Here is a 16,865-nt window from a genome sequence, read left to right as displayed (position 1 = left end):
ATGTACAAAAATAGCCAAAAGATTAGTCATGCATTTTTTAATAAAAAAGATTTTTCACAAATCCATGTAATATTCTCTCCGAAATAATTGTCTTGTATAAAAAGCTAAATATGAACCGGAAAATTATTCTTCTTTTAAGTATTGTTTCATCTTCTTTCGCATGGGCACAAAGTGTGGAAGGAACGATTACAGACAAAGAAAATAAACCTGTAGCAGAAACTGAGGTACTTATCACAAAAAACAATGCTAAATTTTCTGCTATTACAGATGACAAAGGATTGTTCAAAATTCCTTTAAAGGAGAATGGAGATTATATACTTGAGATCATAAAAGACGGGGTAAAAACCAACAATGAGAAGATTACGGTAAAAGGAAGCCTTAGAAAGGACATTCAAATCAAGGATGAGCCAGCAGTACAAAAAGTAGAAGGTGTAACCATTACCGCAAAGAAAAAATTATTCGAGAGAAAAGTAGACCGCCTGGTCTTCAATGTAGAGAATTCTGTAGCATCACAAGGTATTGATGCTATAGAAGCTCTAGCCAAAACACCGATGGTAAAAACCAGTGATGAAGCGATAAGTATTGCCGGGAAAAGCAATGTAGCAGTGATGATCAATGACAGATTGCTGAATCTGAACGGACAGGAACTTATCAATTATCTGAAGACAATCCGTTCTGATGATATTCTTAAGATTGAAGTCATCACGACTCCCCCTGCAAAATATGATGCAGAAGGAAAAAGTGGGCTCATCAATATTATTCTTAAGAAAAATGCCAATTTGGGTTGGAACGGATCTATTCAGACTTCTGGAAATTATTTTTGGGGAAAGCCTACGGTTTCATCAAGAGGTGGTGCTACCTTTAATTATCAGGGAGAGAAACTCTCACTAAGTACCAACCTATCTGCTGGAGATAATTACTGGCAATATAATACTTACAATAATATGTCCGGTATCACCAATAACAATTTCTGGAACAAGGATGGTGATAATCTCAATAATTATAAATATAAAAGCGGAAATATAAAAGCAGAATATAAAATCAATGATAAGAACCTTTTCGGGATCAATTATAACTATTCACACAGCAATCCTAAAGAAACAGGAATAAGCGAATCTACACGATTTAATGGAAAAGATCTTATCAATATCTCTTCTGATTTCAATAACAGAAACAGCCGGGATGTTCACAATGCAACTGCTTTTTATGAAGCTAAAATCGATAGCGCAGGAGGTAAGCTGAATATTACGGCTAATGTAATGCTTAATAATTCCAATGCGAGAAATTTCTCCAATACCTATACTCCGAAAGAGATCTATACCATGGCCAATCCTATCAGTAAATACAGAATTTATTCAGGACAGGCTGATCTGGAAAAAACATTTGGCAAAATAAAAACGGAATCCGGATTAAAGTATACAAAGATCAAAAATGATTCTGAGTTTAATTTCTTTGATATTATCAATGGACAAAATCAGCTTAATGCAGGTAAAACCAATACATTCCTTTATAATGAAGAAAACTATGCAGCTTATTTTTCAACCAACTTTAAGATCAATGATCAATGGGACGCAAAGGCTGGGCTTCGATATGAGTATACAACAATGGAAGGTGTTTCAATGAATGATAATATTTCCACAAAAATCAAATATGGAAAGCTCTTCCCTACTGCTTATTTAAGCTATAAGCCTAACGAAAACAATTCATTTTCCTTAAGCTACTCCCGAAGAATTTCACGGCCCTATTTTGGAAACCTGAATCCATTTAAATATTTCACCTCGAACTTTGAGTACACCACCGGAAATCCTTATCTATTGCCATCATTTTCAGATAATTTTGAATTCGGATATGTGTTGAATAATAATCTCAACATTACCCTTTATCACAGCTACAATAAAGACAGCTGGGACAGAATTCAGATGATTGATGAAAATTACAGATACACCATTGCCAAGAATTTTTATAATGAAAATCAAACGGGAATCAATATCAGTTATAACTACAACAAATTGAAATGGCTGGAGTCCACTATTTTTCTGAATGGGTATTACACCAAAGCAAAATCTTATGATCCATCCATTCTGCCCGTTCCTCCCGGGTACAGTGCCAATGTAAATATAGACAATAGTTTCTTCCTCAATAAAGATAAAACAGTGACTTTATTACTGGGATTATGGGGAAGTCTTCCTAACAGAGATGGAAATACCTATTACTATACCAATGCCTCATTGTACACAGGACTAAAATTAGCATTTATGGATAAAAAGCTACTCGTTAATCTCTATTTGAATGATGTTTTGAATACCAATCGTGAAAAAGGAATGGAATATTATCCGGATTACAATATTGATTATCAATACAAGGGAATTACCAGAAACGTTCACCTTTCTCTTACCTATAAATTCGGAAATAATAATGTAAAAGGCGCGACAAAACAGGTGAAATTTGAAGACTCCAACAGAGCGAACAGCGGCAACAATTAAAACCACACCTTTTCTTTTTAAAAAAAAACAGGATAAAAACAATAACCCCCGACCGGCAGTTCTTTTTATAATAAAGTTCTGCCGGTCTTTTTTATGATAGTAAATGAAGTGTATTCTATTTTTTTTAACACAAAGATTTTATTTTCTTACCTCATCCTTTTAGACAGCAAAGGATCGAATCAACAGAGTTGATTCGATGAAGCAATTATATCTATTCGCTTCATCAAAATCGATTGGTAATCGATTTCATCTTAGCTCTCTTAAAATAATACACATTTTAAATAAAACTTTGCATCAAATTTAAAGATCCCTTCTCCGTAACTTTTAATATTGATCAAGTTTACTCCATTCTTTTTTAAAAACAGAAAATGATTTGATCTTGAAAAAGTAATACAACATTCCGCCAAGAAAATAAGCCAGTACGTCAAAAATATCTCCGGTAAATAAAGGAGACAGTTTCGGACAAAGCATTTCAAACAAAAAAGACAGATATAAAATTGAAGTCATTACAAATTTAAAATCCGGTTTCCAACGAAACCCCAATAGAGAATTCATGATATATTCTATCAAGTAACAGTACATCGGAACGGTAATAAAATCAGTAAAATGATTATTGATAAAAGGAATAAATATACCATTCTTTCTGAGCTGAATAATAAGTATCCAGGCAGCTAGTCCCAGCAAAAACCAATATGAAATCCTTTTTTTCATTACATGTGCAGCACTGCCATAATACATCCGATAATGACCTGCAGCACTTTTGCCATTATATCCTGGATATCGGTTTCATTTTTCTTTCCACCGTTTCCAGCAGCCTCATAATCAAACTTTTGTTTTCCTTCCATTGTGATAAGATTTGATAGAACAAATATACTCAAATTAGAACAAATGTTCTAATTTGAAAAATATGATTTATACCCAACATGATTATTCCTATCTTTGAAAGATGAGCACGAAGGAAAAAATTTTGGCCAAGGCATTGGAACTCTTTAATGAAAAGGGTTACAACAATATTACCACCAGGCATATTGCAGCTGAACTTTCCATCAGTCCTGGAAATCTTCATTACCATTTCAAACATTCTGAAGATATTATCAAAATACTGTTTACAGACCTTACCTTGAAAATGGATGAACTGCTGAACAAAACGAAGGCTAAAGAAAACAAAACGCTGGAAGATCTTTATATCTTAACATTTTCTACCTGTGAGATCTTTTATCATTATCGATTCATTTTCATCAACCTTGTAGATGTTTTAAAAAAAATTCCGGAGGTTGAAACACAATATGAAGGCATCAACTTCAGCAGAAGAGAAGAATTTCAACTGATCTTTCTTGATCTTCAAAAGAATAATATTTTAAAAAAAGATATTCCTCATTTTATTATCAACAGCCTTACTGAACAGATTTTCATCATTGCAGATAACTGGCTTACCCACAACAGACTGATTTCAAAACTTAATAAAAAGGCAGCTATTCAGTCTTACACTCTCTTGCTGATGAATATTTTCTACCCTTTGCTCAATAAAGAACAACAAAAACTTTATGAACAACGATATATCCAATAGCCTAACCATACGAGAAGGAAGGAAACAAGACCTTCCGGAAATGCTTCTTCTTTTTCAGGATACGATTACAACGGTTTGTAAGGACGATTACACTCCCTATCAGCTTGAAGCCTGGAAATCCGGTGCCGAGAATAGAGAAAGATGGCTGAATGTGATGAAGGAACAGTATATTCTGATCGCTGAAATTGAAAATAAAATGGTCGGTTTCTGCACTCTTGATCAGGGAAATTATATTGATCTATTATTTGTTCACAAAGATTATCAACACCAAGGAATTGCTTCACAACTTTATCAACTGATCGAAAAAAAAGCTTTACAACAACAGCAAAAATTCCTGACCGCAGATGTCAGCAAAACAGCAAAATATTTTTTTGAAAGGCTGAATTTTAAGGTCATTCAGAAACAAATTGTGAATGTAAAAGGGGTTGATCTTACCAATTATAAAATGGAAAAAAGTTTATAACATGATAAAAAACATATAAGCGTCTTTTAAAAGATTTGTGGCACAGAATTAGCTTAAGAAATGACAAGTAAAATTGTTTTGAACCATTATTTTAGACCATTAAGATACGTAAATGGTTAAGTTTTTTCTTTAAAAAACAAATCTTGTTATAACCACTACACTACATCTTAATGGTTTAAATATTGGAACTTCAGGAAAAATCCTGTTATATTTACAATATCAATGAAACATTTAAACAGCATATTGCGTCTTCCATTCTTCAGTGAATATTACGCTCCGAATTATCGTTCGGGAAGACTTTCTATATCTGTATTCTAATTAAATAATCTCAATTAACATATAGAGCCCGGACAGCATTGTCCGGGCTTTTTTCATTCAAAAACTTTACAACATGATTCGTACATTACAAGAAAATGTCTCTATTATCCTGCCGGAAAACGGACTGGAAGAGAAATTAAAACAAGCTAAAGAAGAAAACAGGAAACTTTCTATTAAACTGGGCTTTGATCCTACTGCTCCTGATTTACATTTGGGACATGCAGTGGTTCTTAAAAAGTTAAAACAGTTTCAGGATCTTGGACACCAGATCATTATTGTAGTGGGGAGCTTTACCGCAAGAATTGGCGATCCCACAGGAAAAAACAAAGCTAGGAAACCATTAAGTGCTGAGGATGTTCAACATAATGCACAGACTTATATCAATCAGTTATCCAAAATCATCGATGTTGAAAAAACAAAAATTGTTTTCAATTCAGATTGGTTGGATGCCTTACATTTTTCTGAAATTATTCAGCTTTTATCCAATGTTACTGTAGCTCAACTGATGCATAGAAATGATTTTAATAAAAGGTTTACAGAAAATATCCCTATCGCTATGCATGAACTGGTATATCCTATTCTTCAGGGTTTTGACTCCGTGAAAATTGAATGTGATATTGAAATGGGAGGAACTGATCAGCTTTTCAACTGTACTATGGGAAGACAGCTACAGGAAGTTCATCAGATGCCTGCTCAAATCGTCATGTGCATGCCTTTGCTGAAAGGTCTTGATGGAAAGGAAAAAATGAGCAAATCTTTAAACAATATCATCGGACTGACTGATGAACCGAATGAAATGTTTGGAAAAACCATGTCTATTCCGGATACATTAATTGAAGAATTCATTGATCTTACCACTGATTTTTCAATGAACGAAAAAAACAGTTTAAAATCAAAAATGGAAAATGGTGAAAATCCGATGAACATCAAAAAAATCGTGGCCAAAAATATTATCAATCAATACCATGATAGTGAAGCTGCTGAAAATGCAGAACAGTTCTTCAATAATCAGTTTCAGAATAAAAACTTTGAAGAAAAAAGCTTTGAACCTATTTCTATCAATACGCTAAATCACCAGCAGATGAAAACAACGATCCTTGAACTTTGTCACCAGTTAAAGAATGACCTCAGCAAATCGGCAGTCCGAAGATTGATCGAAAGTGGCGGAGTTCAAATCAATACGATAAAAATGATGAACCCTGATGAAGAATTTAAACTTATAAAAGAAACTAAAATAAAGATCGGCAGAAGAAACTTTTTTGAACTGGTCTAAAATAAGGATTGAGTGCTGGAATAATATACAATTTCCGGCATTCCTTTCCTACCTATGGTCAATTTTTGTTTCCAAATCCAATTAAATCAATATCTTCGTCTCCAGAAACAAAAAGCAATGACGCAGGCCGAAATCCTTACCCTGATTGATGAAGAATTGTTCACTGACAATATTAAAACGGAGCTCAGTGAGCACAGAATTGTCTGGACAGATCATTCAGGTACGGAAAATTCGGTATCACCGCATCAGACGACTATCAACAGTGATGGAATTATTGCATGGTGGCAATGGAACCAAGCGGGAAAAGAAGAGGTTCACATCAGATTGAAGGAAAAGAAGATCATTACTTGGAGACCACCCATTACTACATTGGAACAACCAATATTTCGTGATGGCCTTTTGTATTTCTATGAAAATTATTTAATCATTAAATATAAAGACACCCACTATCAGAGGTTGTTTATTTTTAATATTAAAACTTTAAAGGGTGAAGAGATTCTTATCAATGCTCTTACCATCCAGGTAAAAATAGTAGGAAATGAATTATTTTTAGGTGGTCTTTATCCTGATGAAGAGTGTATAAAAATTACTATGTATCCGGATCTCCTTGAAAAAGAAAGTATTGATGATACCTATCTTCAGCAAAGAAGTATTACATTTGATTAAATAAAGCAGCAGACCGCAAAGAAATTTCCAATATATCTAAAACTAATCCATGGCAAGACATACTTCAGTTTATATGATTGATAAGACAATAGCCTCTGCCAATCTCTATAAAGATTTACAAAACAAAGTATATCATACCGGAACATTTAAAAAATTCTTTGAAGACAGGAAAAAGGAATTCAATGACGATAATATGAATTTCGACAATATTCTGGAAACTGTCAGAAACGACGCAAATTTTCTTACGCCTGATGATTTATTTGAGATCACTCTGTTTTTGAGTAGTCAGATCTATGCGCTTCCTAAACAGCAAAGCTGGAACATATTAATGGAGCAGATTGAAAACTTATATAATTATTACGGAATTGTTGAACTTTTTAAGCTTCCCAGCAAAACAGTCTGTGCGGCTTATATATTTCAATATGGAAATTATACAGAGTATTACCCTCTTGATGAAATAAAAGGGGATGATGGTGGTGCTAATATAACTTCTGAAAATTTTCTGCACTTTAATGATTATGTAATTCTCGTTATGAAAAGAATTCTGGAAAGTAAACTTAATGATGATTATGATTATCAACTGACTGAAGAAGAGGAAAAAATTGTTGATGTTATTACCATTGAAAATCAAGGCAATTCTCATCTGTCTGAAATCATTGCGGATGAGCTAAAATTCCTTATAGAAATGTCCGCAGATGATCATAATGGACCTTATTCCCAAAACTATTTATAATGCTTATGATTTTCTAAGCACATCTATAGAAATGAAAAAAACAGGATTGATATTGAAAAAAATCCAAGAATTATTATTGTAGATGCTTATTAATATTCTCAAATCGAAATTATTATAAAAAAATCAGAAATTAACCCTATAGTAAACTGATGTATGAAAAAGAAATATTTCGATCTATATGTTTAACCGTGTAAAAAGCAGCCGAGAATCTTTATAATGATCTTCAGTACAGAATTTACAATACCCAAACATTTAAAAACCCAGATTGAGAATAAAGAAAATGGCAACATAACTTTCAACAGGATTCTGGAATGTATCAAGAATGACATTAACATGATGCATCCTAATGATCTGTACGAAATCACTCATTTTTTTAGAAGTCAAATACATCCTTTATTCGCTCATGATACTTTAGAAGCAAGAAAAGAATATCTTAAAACCTTATATGATTATTTAGGCATTACCTTAGTTTACGAAATTAATACAACAAAAGCTGGAAAGGCCTATACCTATCTTTATGGAAATTATATTGATTACTTTCCTATTGCTGGAATAAGAGGAAAATATTTCAGTGTCAATATCCAGTCAGAAGACTTTTTACATTTCAATGATTTTCTAATTCTGGTAACCCAAAGAATTGTTGCAAGCAAATTGTATGATTATGATGGTGACGATGAATTAACCAGAGAAGAAGAGGTCATTATAGAAACAGTTCGATTAGAAAACCAGCACAATCTTCTTTTATCTGAAGCTATTGAAGATGAAATAAAATTTCTTGTCAATGTATTTTTTCCTGATGACAGACAAGATTTTATTCAGGCTGTGTATCATGCTTCTACTTTTTTAAAACAAGCTATTAAAATAAAATCAATGATTGATGTACAAAAAAATCCTAGGATTAGCATTATAGATATTGATTAATTCTTTTCTTCAACAGGAAAAGTATGGCCTGAAATTCGAATTCAAAAACTTATGAAAACTCCACTTATCTACCAACAAGCTACAGAAAACGATCTTGACTACCTTCTTGATCTTAGGACAAAGACTATGGTTCCACATTATGCAGAATCTAATCTTCCTACAGATCGGGAAACAACTCTTCAACGGATTCTTTATCAATTTGACAAGGCTTATATTATTTCCCTGGATCATCAGCCCATTGGGCTTTTAAAAATAGACAAAGCCGATACAAATATCGATATCCTCCAGCTTCAGATTGATCCCAGCCAACAAGGGAAAGGATTAGGGAGAATGATCCTGTCCGATATTCTGGAAGAAGCCTCTGCAACAGGAAAAACGGCTTCTTTAAGTGTATTGAAAACCAATAAGGCACAAAATCTTTACCTAAGTCTAGGGTTCAAAACGGTAAGCGAGGATGAGCACTCCTATTTCATGGAATTCTCACCTTTTGAAAACTCTAATAGGACAAAAACTCCACACGACTAATCACAAATAAAATCTCTCGCGGATGAAGCAGATTGAGCAGATAATTGAGTAAAAACATGCAAGCCTATTAAGAACATAAGTTTTGGCTAAAGCCATTAGGACTAGGATAAAATATAAAAAGCGGGCTAAAGCCCGCTTCTATTGAATTTAAATATATCCATTTTATTGTTGAAATTATACTTCTCTCTTTCTTTCTAAATTGAACTATTGATTCGCCATTGTCACATAGATCAGTCTTCCTCCATCCTCTGCAGATAACAATATTTTCTTTCCGTCAGTAAGTTCTACCATCGATCCTGGTGGAATTTCTTTCTGTTCCGTAATATCTTTCATTCCTGATAAACTTTGATTCACCAGCACCCATTTTCCTTGATGAAATGTAAAATACCCTACAGGCATTTTATCCTGCATTGTTAGATTTTCATTTCTAATCACCTTTCTGGACACATGCCATTTGAATAAATACTGATTGTGATACACCATCAACCTATGATTTTCAGGTTTCCAGACGTCATCATCAACCCTAAAGTATAAGTCCAAAACCGGAAGTGTTCCCTGATGTGGAGTTCCGCAGAAAGGGCATTTCGGATTGCTGGTATTATCAAAGACGTACCATTTTTCAGTACAATCAGAATTCTTACAAGGCTGTATCAGATCTACTGTTTTCAATAAAGCAGTTTCCCATTCATTGGCAGTGGGACGTCGGATTGGATCGTGTAATCCGTCTATAAATGTCTTTCTGAACAAATCTGCAATATAGGGACCTGTTACTGTGTAAGGTATTTTTTGGGGATCTCCCCAGAAAGCATCCCATTTTCTAAGATGGTCGGCTTTTACATTATTGGAAGGGTCATTAGGATGTTCTATAAACAGAGCTTTTTCACCCATAGAAATGAGTTCATCCTTTTCAGAATCCAGATCCCAAATTTTTCCACCACGAAGAGGATGCCTTCTCAACAGATACATATAGATCAGGACAGCAAGAGCGTGCAAATCGGTTTTTTGGTTAGGCAAATGTCTGTCGGGATTCTGAAGTCCCAAATGTTGGGTTTTTAAAACTTCGGGAGCGATAAAGTCTGCAGTTCCTATTACTTCCGGGGGGAATAATTTTGGAACAACAAGCCCATCAATATCAATAATACAGGCAGATTTGGTAACAGGATCTACCAGAATATTATTATAGGATAAATCTGAATGTGCTAAACCCATCTGATGAAGCTTCTTTACCCCTCGACTGATATTAATGGCAATCTGAAAATAACTTAACCAATCTCCCAATTCAGAGGGATCAAGCCTTAGCGGATATTGTGGATTTCTGAACATAGGAGCAGTGAACCACTTCCCTACTTTATCTTCACCCCGGATATTATCTGAACCTATATACCCTTTGGCAAAAGAGAATTTCTGATGGTATACAGGAACTATAATCCCTGTCAACCTTTCTTTTTCTACAATATCATAAGGCCATCTGAATATTTCATTCAAGAAGTATTCAGAAGAATTACCATTCTGGATATTTTGCAGATAAGTAGAAACGATTCTTCTAATCCTCTCTTTCTGTCCTTCATCCAGCGGATTTCTATAAAAGGCAACTACATACTCCCTATCCGGCGAAAAGTAAACATCTTTTACTCCGCCCTGAATTGGTTTTTCATCTACATATTCATAGGTTTTGGCTGCATCCAGAACAGAAACAACCTTTATGGTATTTTTCATATTTTAATTAATAGATTATGGCCAGCGTACGATCGTCATGGTTTCCACGGCTCCAGAAGTCAGTCCAGTGGAGAAGTTGTTGAGCAATTTCTGTATCATGGATAAAGTCTATTTTCAAACGATCTTCATTATCACCGTTAAGGTCGTTAAAAAATGTCCTCCAGTTTTCTGTATCTTCAAGTTTATTTTCAGTAAGAAATTTAGGATCATAAATGCCGTCCGTCATAAGCACCAGATATGAAAAATCCTCAACACAGGTTATCCCAAAACGAGCAACAATTTGATCGTTGAAAATTTCCTTCATGGTTACAAAACGAGTTCCTCCACTGAACTCGCCCACATCCATAGTATTTAAAAGCCTGACTTGGGAAAAATCAGTATTGATAAGATTGATGGGGCAGTCTCCTACTCCAAAACTTAGAACTACATATCCAAAACTAAACTTTTTAACTAAGGTAAAAATAAGAGTAGCATGCAGATCATTGATAGAAAAATCATGTTCTGAAGCTGTCTTCTCCAATGTATGATGAACATATAAAACACCTTCATAAAGCCGTCTTATCACATTTTCTTTGGCTTCATCCTGATCTTTCTTTGCAGCCTCTGAGGTATAAATGATATTGATATTATTTTCAATTTCATTTAAAACTTCCGAAGAACTGAAAAAGTGATTTACAGAGATTGTCGCTAATCTTGAACCTTCTCTTGCCATGACAGCAGAGCCTGCTCCATCAGAAACAGAAACAATATTCCAATTTGAAGAAAGTTCATTCACTGCAAAATCATCTTCTCTGAATTTCCCTTCATGCGCATGAGAGCGACCTCTTTTAGAGACCACAACAATTCTTCTGTCTGAAAAACCTCCTTGAAATGAAACCTCATCTTCTTTATAACATTCAGAATTACTGTCACTTGGTATATTCTTCCATAAATATTTGGGATCACTATTAACCAATAACTGAACTCTTTTAATTTCAGTATTGTCTTTATCCGCCGTATGAAAAAACTCTATATCCAGATGATACATATTATGAGTCGCAGGAACTCCCGAAATACTGTTATTTTCAAATATAAGTCCGGTTTCTTCCAGATTTCCAATATTTTTAACCCTGATATTCGGAAAATCGGCCATTTCAAAATTGAATTCATAGAACTTCCCTGAATGGGCAGGTTTTAATACCCAGTGAGCTTCTTTAAATTCTTCTTTTTCTTTATAAATAACCCCTTTTTCCATAGGCTTTTTTCCGATTCCCAAATAAAATGAAGGTATTTCATAGATAATATGATTAACCTAATGTTCTGTTGATATCAAATCCGCCTCCTGAATATCCGTAATAATCTGAAGTTCCACACCAAGGACACTTATTATATCCTTCTCCTTGCAGGCAATGAATTCCTCCACATGAGCAGGTTGCCAACGCAATAGGATTGGCACACTGCGGGCAAGAAGTTCCTCCCTGAAGTTCTTCAATTGAAATTTTCAAGTGACTTCTTTGGGCAGAAGACAGTCTATAATAGGATTTTTCATCAATTTTATAAGCTCCCTCTAATTTGTAATATCTAGTTGACATTCCGGGAATACTTGATTCTCCGAATGTTTTTTTAAACTTCATGAGATAGAGCTTATCCGTTTCTGAACATTTACCGTTCAAAACCACAAAATTATTATCCGGGAAGCGCTGTTCCATTTGTGGATCTACCTTTTCAAGGATAACGGAATCAATTTTAGATAAATTAATTCCTTCTTTTTTTGCTTCAGTAACGCTCTGGCTCGTTGTTTTAATAGAATCTGTTACCCATTTGAAAAATTCTTTATAAGAGTTTTCGTCTGTATTATTGAACAGCAAAACGGTATCTGCCAATGAACCCAAAAGTCTATAATTGGTATTTTCACCTATAGAAACTGCAATCGTATTGGCCTTTCCATTATATTTACTGTTCCATCTTTCGATTGCTTTAGTAGCATCGTCTGTAGGAACACCATCTGTAAACAGAAAAACGATAGGTTTCCAGTCTCCTTTTCTATCGTATGTTGTTTTTACAATGTCCTGATCAATGCAGTCCATGATTTTAATCAAACCTTGAGACAATGAAGTTCCGCTTCCAATTGGAATTTTTGGGGGATAAAAACTAATGATATCCTGAAGTGGTGTGATTACTTCAGCTTCCCCAGCAAAACCTACCACTGAAATGTAAACCGTTTCCAATGAATAGGGGTCTTTTTTCAGATCCCTGATGATATTGGAAATACCTTCCTGTACCTGCTCGATCGGATCTCCTACCATTGACTCAGAGACATCAATCAAAAAATAAATAGGCAGTCTTCTCATAACTGTAAAGACAATTTTTTTAAATAATAATAGTAAGCTCCGATGGTGGCGGAGGCAATGTTACGTGATCTGTTGTATTCTGAGAATGTCCTCCTTGCGTAATAGAAGTACTCACCCATTTGAAAAAAGAGGAGAGTGTGATAGCATCTGTAGTATCCAGCTTTACGACATGATCTGTCAGTTCCTTAAGAAACTGTTCATCCGCTTTAGGGCCTGCTGCACAGCCTACAATGGCTCCAAATTCAAGGCTCCTAAGTACAGGTATCATTTGTCTGTATTTTTGAATATCCGATGGCTTTCCATCCGTAAATATAAAAAGTAAAGGCTGCCAGTCTCCTTTTTCACCTTCAGAACCTTTTACAAGATCTTTCTGAACAAGCTCAGCTACCATTTCCAGGGCTGCTCCCGTATGGGTAGGGCCACTATCCGGACAGGTAATTTCCATGGGATAAAAATTGGCAAGAGCTGTTAACGGAATGATATTTTTGACCTCTCTATCAAAGGTAATGACACTTAAATGAAGGCTGTCCATCGCTTGCGGATCTGCACGAAGCATACTGATGAGCCCACTGAATCCATTATTCAGTGCCTGGATAGGTTCTCCATTCATGGAGCCTGAAGTATCCAGTAAAAATAGGCTAATAATCTTCTGGTCATAAAGTGGTTATTAATTCTGAAGTCGGCGGAGGAAGTCGAAGACTTCCCAGCCGGCTTGTATGTTGAATAGAAATCTAAAGTCTAGTTTGAATACGAATACTGCTGTCTCAGGATATCAATAAAGTTATCTGTATTGTGAGGTTCTCCGACGGCACGGAACTTCCAGTCACCATTATGACGGTATGCTTCAGCAAAAACCATCGCACACATGCCGTTCATACTCGAATCTCCGGAAAGGCTGTATTTCGTAATCTCTTTCCCTGTAGCATCTACTGCGCGGATAAATGCGTTTTCAATCATTCCGAAGTGTTGATTATTGCTTCTTCCCTGATAAATAGTAACAAGAAATACAATTTTCTGATAGCTTTGATCTAACTGATCCAATTTTACAATGATCTGCTCATCATCACCATCTCCGGCACCGGTTCTGTTATCTCCCGTCAACCATACATTTCCACTTGGGTGCTGCATAGAATTAAAGAAAACCACATCCCCCTGATAAAGACCAACCTGTCTTCCATCATTGGTCTGAACCGTTCTTCCAAGATTGGCAACTTTTCCGTTTCCATCTAAAAGAAATGCTACTGCATCAAGATCATATTCTGCATCCTTATTAAACAATTTTCCGAAGAAACCGCCTTGCTTTCTTACATCCCATCCTAAGCCTATCGTTACTTTTGAAAGATCATAAACATTTTCTCCACGGTCATTTTTCCTTAAATCAATCGTTTGACCTTTCTGTAAATTAATTGCCATAGCTATTTTGTGTATTTAATTTTTTATTTGATGATTTGTCCTTTATAATATTTTTCAAGGAAGAATCCAAGATCTGCTCTGTAGCCTATTCCTGATGCTTCAAATTTCCAGCTTCCATTTCTTTTATACAGTCTTCCGAATTCAACACCCGTTTCAATAGAGAAATCTTCATCCAACTCGTATTTTGCAATCTCCTGGTTGGTGCTATTATCCACCACTCTGATATAAGAATTTCTTACCTGTCCAAAGTTTTGTTTTCTTCTTTCAAAATCCTCAATAGTCACCACAAAAAGAATTTCCTCTACCCTTGAATCTACTTTATCAAGGTCGATAATAATAGCCTCATCATCATCTCCGTCACTGTTCTTTCCACTCGGATCATCTCCGGTATGGGTAAGAGCACCATCCGGTGAAGTAAGATTATTATAAAAAACAAAATATTCTTCGCTTACTAATTTTCTGTCAGAATCGATCATGATTGCGGATGCATCAAGATCAAAGTCGTAGCCTGTCCCTTCATTAGGATCCCAACCAAGTCCTATCGTCATTTTAGTCAATCCGATCTCGATCTTTTGTCCTTTCTGTAGATTAATTGCCATAGTATTTTATCTTATGAATTATTTTTGCATTAAGATAGATGTGATTTACGAATTAACCAAATTTATTTGCTAAAAATAATGGATACAAAGCAATTAAGTCTAATTTTACCGGTTAAATTAACGACAACAAAAAAGGCTCAATTAAAAAATTGAACCTTTATATCATATCATGATTGAATTATTTTTTAAAAATCCTTCTTTGAAGCAGCTTCATTTCTTGCTTTTGCCAGCATTGGAATAGAAATAAGTCCCATAACCAGCATAATCACAATTTGAAGCGGTAAAGAAATAAAAGAATAGGTAAGCCCCATTTCCCCACCAAGATCGGCACTTTTCCCCACTGAGATAAAAAGCGCCATAAAACCATACTTCATCGCCAGATTATAGGCTCCAATTCCACCACTCGCCGGAATAATCATCCCCATTGTTCCTACAACAATAATAAAGAAACCATCTGCAAAAGTAAACGCTGAAGTTTCAGGAAGGGCAAAACATACCAGATATGCTGCAAAATAATAAGAAATCCAGATTCCTAATGTATAAAGAATGAACTTTCCTTTTTCTTTTAATTTGAAAATAGAAGTTAGCCCTTGAAGAATACCTTTTCCAAAATTAATCAGTTTCTCCTTTTTATATTTATAAAGAAGCCCTATACCTACTAGAATCAATACTCCTATGGCAATTTTAATATAAAAATAAAATGCTTCAAAATCACTTACTCCCAGCTTCATCATTTGTCTCTCAAAAAAGTTAGGAACAAATTTTTCCTTTTCCCCTTTTTTATTCATGACAAAATCAAAGAACGAACGAATTGCATTAAACTTAAATATTACTGTTAGAAGTAAAAAGATAAGCATACACATCAGATCCACGACTCTTTCCAGGATAATTGTTCCGAAAGATTTATCTACAGGTACTTTTTCCACTCCATATAAAGCAGTAGCTCTTGCCAGTTCTCCACTTCGCGGAATAGTAAGGTTCATAAGATATCCAAAGGAAATAGACCAAAGCGAATTGGAATTGGAAATACTATGCCCCATCGGCTCCAGCATCAGATTCCAACGAATTGCTCTGAACCAATACGCTAAAAGGCCAAATACAGACGCAAACAATACCCAAAGATAGTTGGCCTTAGCCAATGACTGTTGAATCACTTTAAAATCAAGCCCGCGTAAGGCAAGCCATAAAAAAAAGCCTGCAAAAGCAAGCGATATTACTATTGTAAGTATTGATTTTAAAGGACTTTTTGATGTTTTCTCCATGAATTACGTAAGAAGGTTTGTTTTTTCATCCGGGAAAACGATCTTTGGCTGGAAGTCTTTAGCTTCTTCAGGGGTCATTTGTGCATAAGCAATAATGATGATGATATCATCCTTCTGTACTTTTCTTGCAGCAGGCCCATTAAGACAAACTTCTCCAGATTTTCTTTTCCCTTTGATCACATACGTATCAAACGTTCTCCGTTGTTTACATTCACGATATAGACCCTCTCTCCCACTACTAGACCTGCAGCTTCTATAAGATCTTCATCTATCGTTATACTTCCTATATAATTAAGGTCTGAGGCTGTAACTCTAACCCTATGAATCTTTGACTTAAAAACTTCTATTAACATGCTGCAAATTTATTAATAAAAATTAATAAAACAGACCTTCACTACCATTAAAAAACTCCCATAAACAACGGGGTTTAATTTTATAAAACACAAAGAAATAGACCATTACTTATATTATTAACAATTATATTCTTAAAAATATCAATACTTTATACACAATTTAGGATTTAATAAATACAGGAAATAATATTAAGTTTTTGCTAAAGTCAATAAACATAAGCATTTGGCATGATTTTAGTAACC

General features: G+C 34.8%; 17 protein-coding genes and 1 pseudogene. 8 read left to right on the top strand and 10 right to left on the bottom strand.

Features of this window, described 5'->3' with window-relative positions:
• Positions 1-110 precede the first annotated feature (110 nt).
• Positions 111-2,483: a TonB-dependent receptor gene (locus QWZ06_RS04650; protein WP_290296026.1), complete on the top strand. Its 2,373-nt coding sequence runs from the start codon at positions 111-113 to the stop codon at positions 2,481-2,483.
• Positions 2,484-2,807: 324 nt separating this feature from the next.
• Here the strand turns inward: QWZ06_RS04650 and QWZ06_RS04645 are convergent, their stop codons facing one another.
• Entirely contained in the window at positions 2,808-3,194 is a 387-nt protein-coding gene (locus QWZ06_RS04645; protein ID WP_290296024.1) for a hypothetical protein, read from the bottom strand.
• Positions 3,194-3,328, bottom strand: coding sequence for a hypothetical protein (locus tag QWZ06_RS04640; protein WP_290296022.1), 135 nt, complete (start codon positions 3,326-3,328; stop codon positions 3,194-3,196). Before QWZ06_RS04640 ends, QWZ06_RS04645 begins: the two co-directional genes overlap by 1 nt.
• A 101-nt stretch (positions 3,329-3,429) precedes the next feature.
• On the opposite strand from QWZ06_RS04640, the gene QWZ06_RS04635 reads away from it, so the two are divergent.
• From QWZ06_RS04635 to QWZ06_RS04605, 7 genes are all read left to right on the top strand, one after another.
• Positions 3,430-4,050: a TetR/AcrR family transcriptional regulator gene (locus tag QWZ06_RS04635; RefSeq protein WP_290296020.1), complete on the top strand. Its 621-nt coding sequence runs from the start codon at positions 3,430-3,432 to the stop codon at positions 4,048-4,050.
• On the top strand, positions 4,028-4,513 hold the full coding sequence (locus tag QWZ06_RS04630; RefSeq protein ID WP_290296018.1) for a GNAT family N-acetyltransferase: 486 nt from the start codon (positions 4,028-4,030) through the stop codon (positions 4,511-4,513). Before QWZ06_RS04635 ends, QWZ06_RS04630 begins: the two co-directional genes overlap by 23 nt.
• A 391-nt stretch (positions 4,514-4,904) precedes the next feature.
• Entirely contained in the window at positions 4,905-6,104 is a 1,200-nt protein-coding gene (gene tyrS, locus QWZ06_RS04625; RefSeq protein WP_290296017.1) for a tyrosine--tRNA ligase, read from the top strand.
• A 117-nt stretch (positions 6,105-6,221) separates the two neighbouring features.
• Positions 6,222-6,770: a hypothetical protein gene (locus QWZ06_RS04620; RefSeq protein WP_290296015.1), complete on the top strand. Its 549-nt coding sequence runs from the start codon at positions 6,222-6,224 to the stop codon at positions 6,768-6,770.
• A gap of 49 nt (positions 6,771-6,819) precedes the next feature.
• On the top strand, positions 6,820-7,503 hold the full coding sequence (locus QWZ06_RS04615; RefSeq protein WP_290296013.1) for a hypothetical protein: 684 nt from the start codon (positions 6,820-6,822) through the stop codon (positions 7,501-7,503).
• A gap of 216 nt (positions 7,504-7,719) precedes the next feature.
• The gene (locus tag QWZ06_RS04610) at positions 7,720-8,424 is read left to right on the top strand and encodes a hypothetical protein (protein ID WP_290296011.1); all 705 of its coding nucleotides are present in this window, start codon (positions 7,720-7,722) and stop codon (positions 8,422-8,424) included.
• Positions 8,425-8,475: 51 nt separating this feature from the next.
• Positions 8,476-8,949, top strand: coding sequence for a GNAT family N-acetyltransferase (locus tag QWZ06_RS04605; RefSeq protein WP_290296008.1), 474 nt, complete (start codon positions 8,476-8,478; stop codon positions 8,947-8,949).
• Positions 8,950-9,153: 204 nt separating this feature from the next.
• Here QWZ06_RS04605 and QWZ06_RS04600 read toward each other — a convergent pair whose 3' ends face one another.
• The 8 genes and pseudogenes from QWZ06_RS04600 to panD form a co-directional block, all read right to left on the bottom strand.
• Positions 9,154-10,665: a helix-hairpin-helix domain-containing protein gene (locus tag QWZ06_RS04600; protein ID WP_290296007.1), complete on the bottom strand. Its 1,512-nt coding sequence runs from the start codon at positions 10,663-10,665 to the stop codon at positions 9,154-9,156.
• A 7-nt stretch (positions 10,666-10,672) separates the two neighbouring features.
• Entirely contained in the window at positions 10,673-11,899 is a 1,227-nt protein-coding gene (locus QWZ06_RS04595) for a PP2C family serine/threonine-protein phosphatase (RefSeq protein ID WP_290296005.1), read from the bottom strand.
• A 52-nt stretch (positions 11,900-11,951) separates the two neighbouring features.
• Positions 11,952-12,995, bottom strand: coding sequence for a TerY-C metal binding domain-containing protein (locus QWZ06_RS04590; RefSeq protein WP_290296003.1), 1,044 nt, complete (start codon positions 12,993-12,995; stop codon positions 11,952-11,954).
• Positions 12,996-13,014: 19 nt separating this feature from the next.
• Positions 13,015-13,605 carry a vWA domain-containing protein gene (locus tag QWZ06_RS04585; RefSeq protein WP_435384112.1) on the bottom strand — a complete coding sequence of 197 codons (591 nt, stop codon included), beginning with the start codon at positions 13,603-13,605 and terminating at the stop codon, positions 13,015-13,017.
• A 128-nt stretch (positions 13,606-13,733) separates the two neighbouring features.
• Positions 13,734-14,408 carry a TerD family protein gene (locus tag QWZ06_RS04580; RefSeq protein WP_290296001.1) on the bottom strand — a complete coding sequence of 225 codons (675 nt, stop codon included), beginning with the start codon at positions 14,406-14,408 and terminating at the stop codon, positions 13,734-13,736.
• A gap of 23 nt (positions 14,409-14,431) precedes the next feature.
• Positions 14,432-15,007 (bottom strand): TerD family protein, encoded by a 576-nt coding sequence (locus tag QWZ06_RS04575; protein WP_290295999.1) that lies wholly within the window; start codon positions 15,005-15,007, stop codon positions 14,432-14,434.
• 185 nt (positions 15,008-15,192) lie between these two features.
• Positions 15,193-16,269, bottom strand: coding sequence for a lysylphosphatidylglycerol synthase transmembrane domain-containing protein (locus tag QWZ06_RS04570; protein WP_290295998.1), 1,077 nt, complete (start codon positions 16,267-16,269; stop codon positions 15,193-15,195).
• A 3-nt stretch (positions 16,270-16,272) separates the two neighbouring features.
• Positions 16,273-16,622: pseudogene (gene panD / locus QWZ06_RS04565) on the bottom strand (aspartate 1-decarboxylase).
• Positions 16,623-16,865: the final 243 nt, after the last annotated feature.

Source organism: Chryseobacterium tructae (assembly GCF_030409875.1).
Lineage (GTDB): Bacteria > Bacteroidota > Bacteroidia > Flavobacteriales > Weeksellaceae > Chryseobacterium > Chryseobacterium tructae.
This window is presented reverse-complemented; position numbering and strand designations above follow the sequence as displayed.

Coding starts and splice junctions, on each gene's coding strand:
- QWZ06_RS04650 (WP_290296026.1), top strand. CDS start 111: ATGAACCGGAAAATTATTCTTCTTTTAAGTATTGTTTCATCTTCTTTC.
- QWZ06_RS04645 (WP_290296024.1), bottom strand. CDS start 3,194: ATGAAAAAAAGGATTTCATATTGGTTTTTGCTGGGACTAGCTGCCTGG.
- QWZ06_RS04640 (WP_290296022.1), bottom strand. CDS start 3,328: ATGGAAGGAAAACAAAAGTTTGATTATGAGGCTGCTGGAAACGGTGGA.
- QWZ06_RS04635 (WP_290296020.1), top strand. CDS start 3,430: ATGAGCACGAAGGAAAAAATTTTGGCCAAGGCATTGGAACTCTTTAAT.
- QWZ06_RS04630 (WP_290296018.1), top strand. CDS start 4,028: ATGAACAACGATATATCCAATAGCCTAACCATACGAGAAGGAAGGAAA.
- tyrS (WP_290296017.1), top strand. CDS start 4,905: ATGATTCGTACATTACAAGAAAATGTCTCTATTATCCTGCCGGAAAAC.
- QWZ06_RS04620 (WP_290296015.1), top strand. CDS start 6,222: ATGACGCAGGCCGAAATCCTTACCCTGATTGATGAAGAATTGTTCACT.
- QWZ06_RS04615 (WP_290296013.1), top strand. CDS start 6,820: ATGGCAAGACATACTTCAGTTTATATGATTGATAAGACAATAGCCTCT.
- QWZ06_RS04610 (WP_290296011.1), top strand. CDS start 7,720: ATGATCTTCAGTACAGAATTTACAATACCCAAACATTTAAAAACCCAG.
- QWZ06_RS04605 (WP_290296008.1), top strand. CDS start 8,476: ATGAAAACTCCACTTATCTACCAACAAGCTACAGAAAACGATCTTGAC.
- QWZ06_RS04600 (WP_290296007.1), bottom strand. CDS start 10,665: ATGAAAAATACCATAAAGGTTGTTTCTGTTCTGGATGCAGCCAAAACC.
- QWZ06_RS04595 (WP_290296005.1), bottom strand. CDS start 11,899: ATGGAAAAAGGGGTTATTTATAAAGAAAAAGAAGAATTTAAAGAAGCT.
- QWZ06_RS04590 (WP_290296003.1), bottom strand. CDS start 12,995: ATGAGAAGACTGCCTATTTATTTTTTGATTGATGTCTCTGAGTCAATG.
- QWZ06_RS04585 (WP_435384112.1), bottom strand. CDS start 13,605: ATGAATGGAGAACCTATCCAGGCACTGAATAATGGATTCAGTGGGCTC.
- QWZ06_RS04580 (WP_290296001.1), bottom strand. CDS start 14,408: ATGGCAATTAATTTACAGAAAGGTCAAACGATTGATTTAAGGAAAAAT.
- QWZ06_RS04575 (WP_290295999.1), bottom strand. CDS start 15,007: ATGGCAATTAATCTACAGAAAGGACAAAAGATCGAGATCGGATTGACT.
- QWZ06_RS04570 (WP_290295998.1), bottom strand. CDS start 16,269: ATGGAGAAAACATCAAAAAGTCCTTTAAAATCAATACTTACAATAGTA.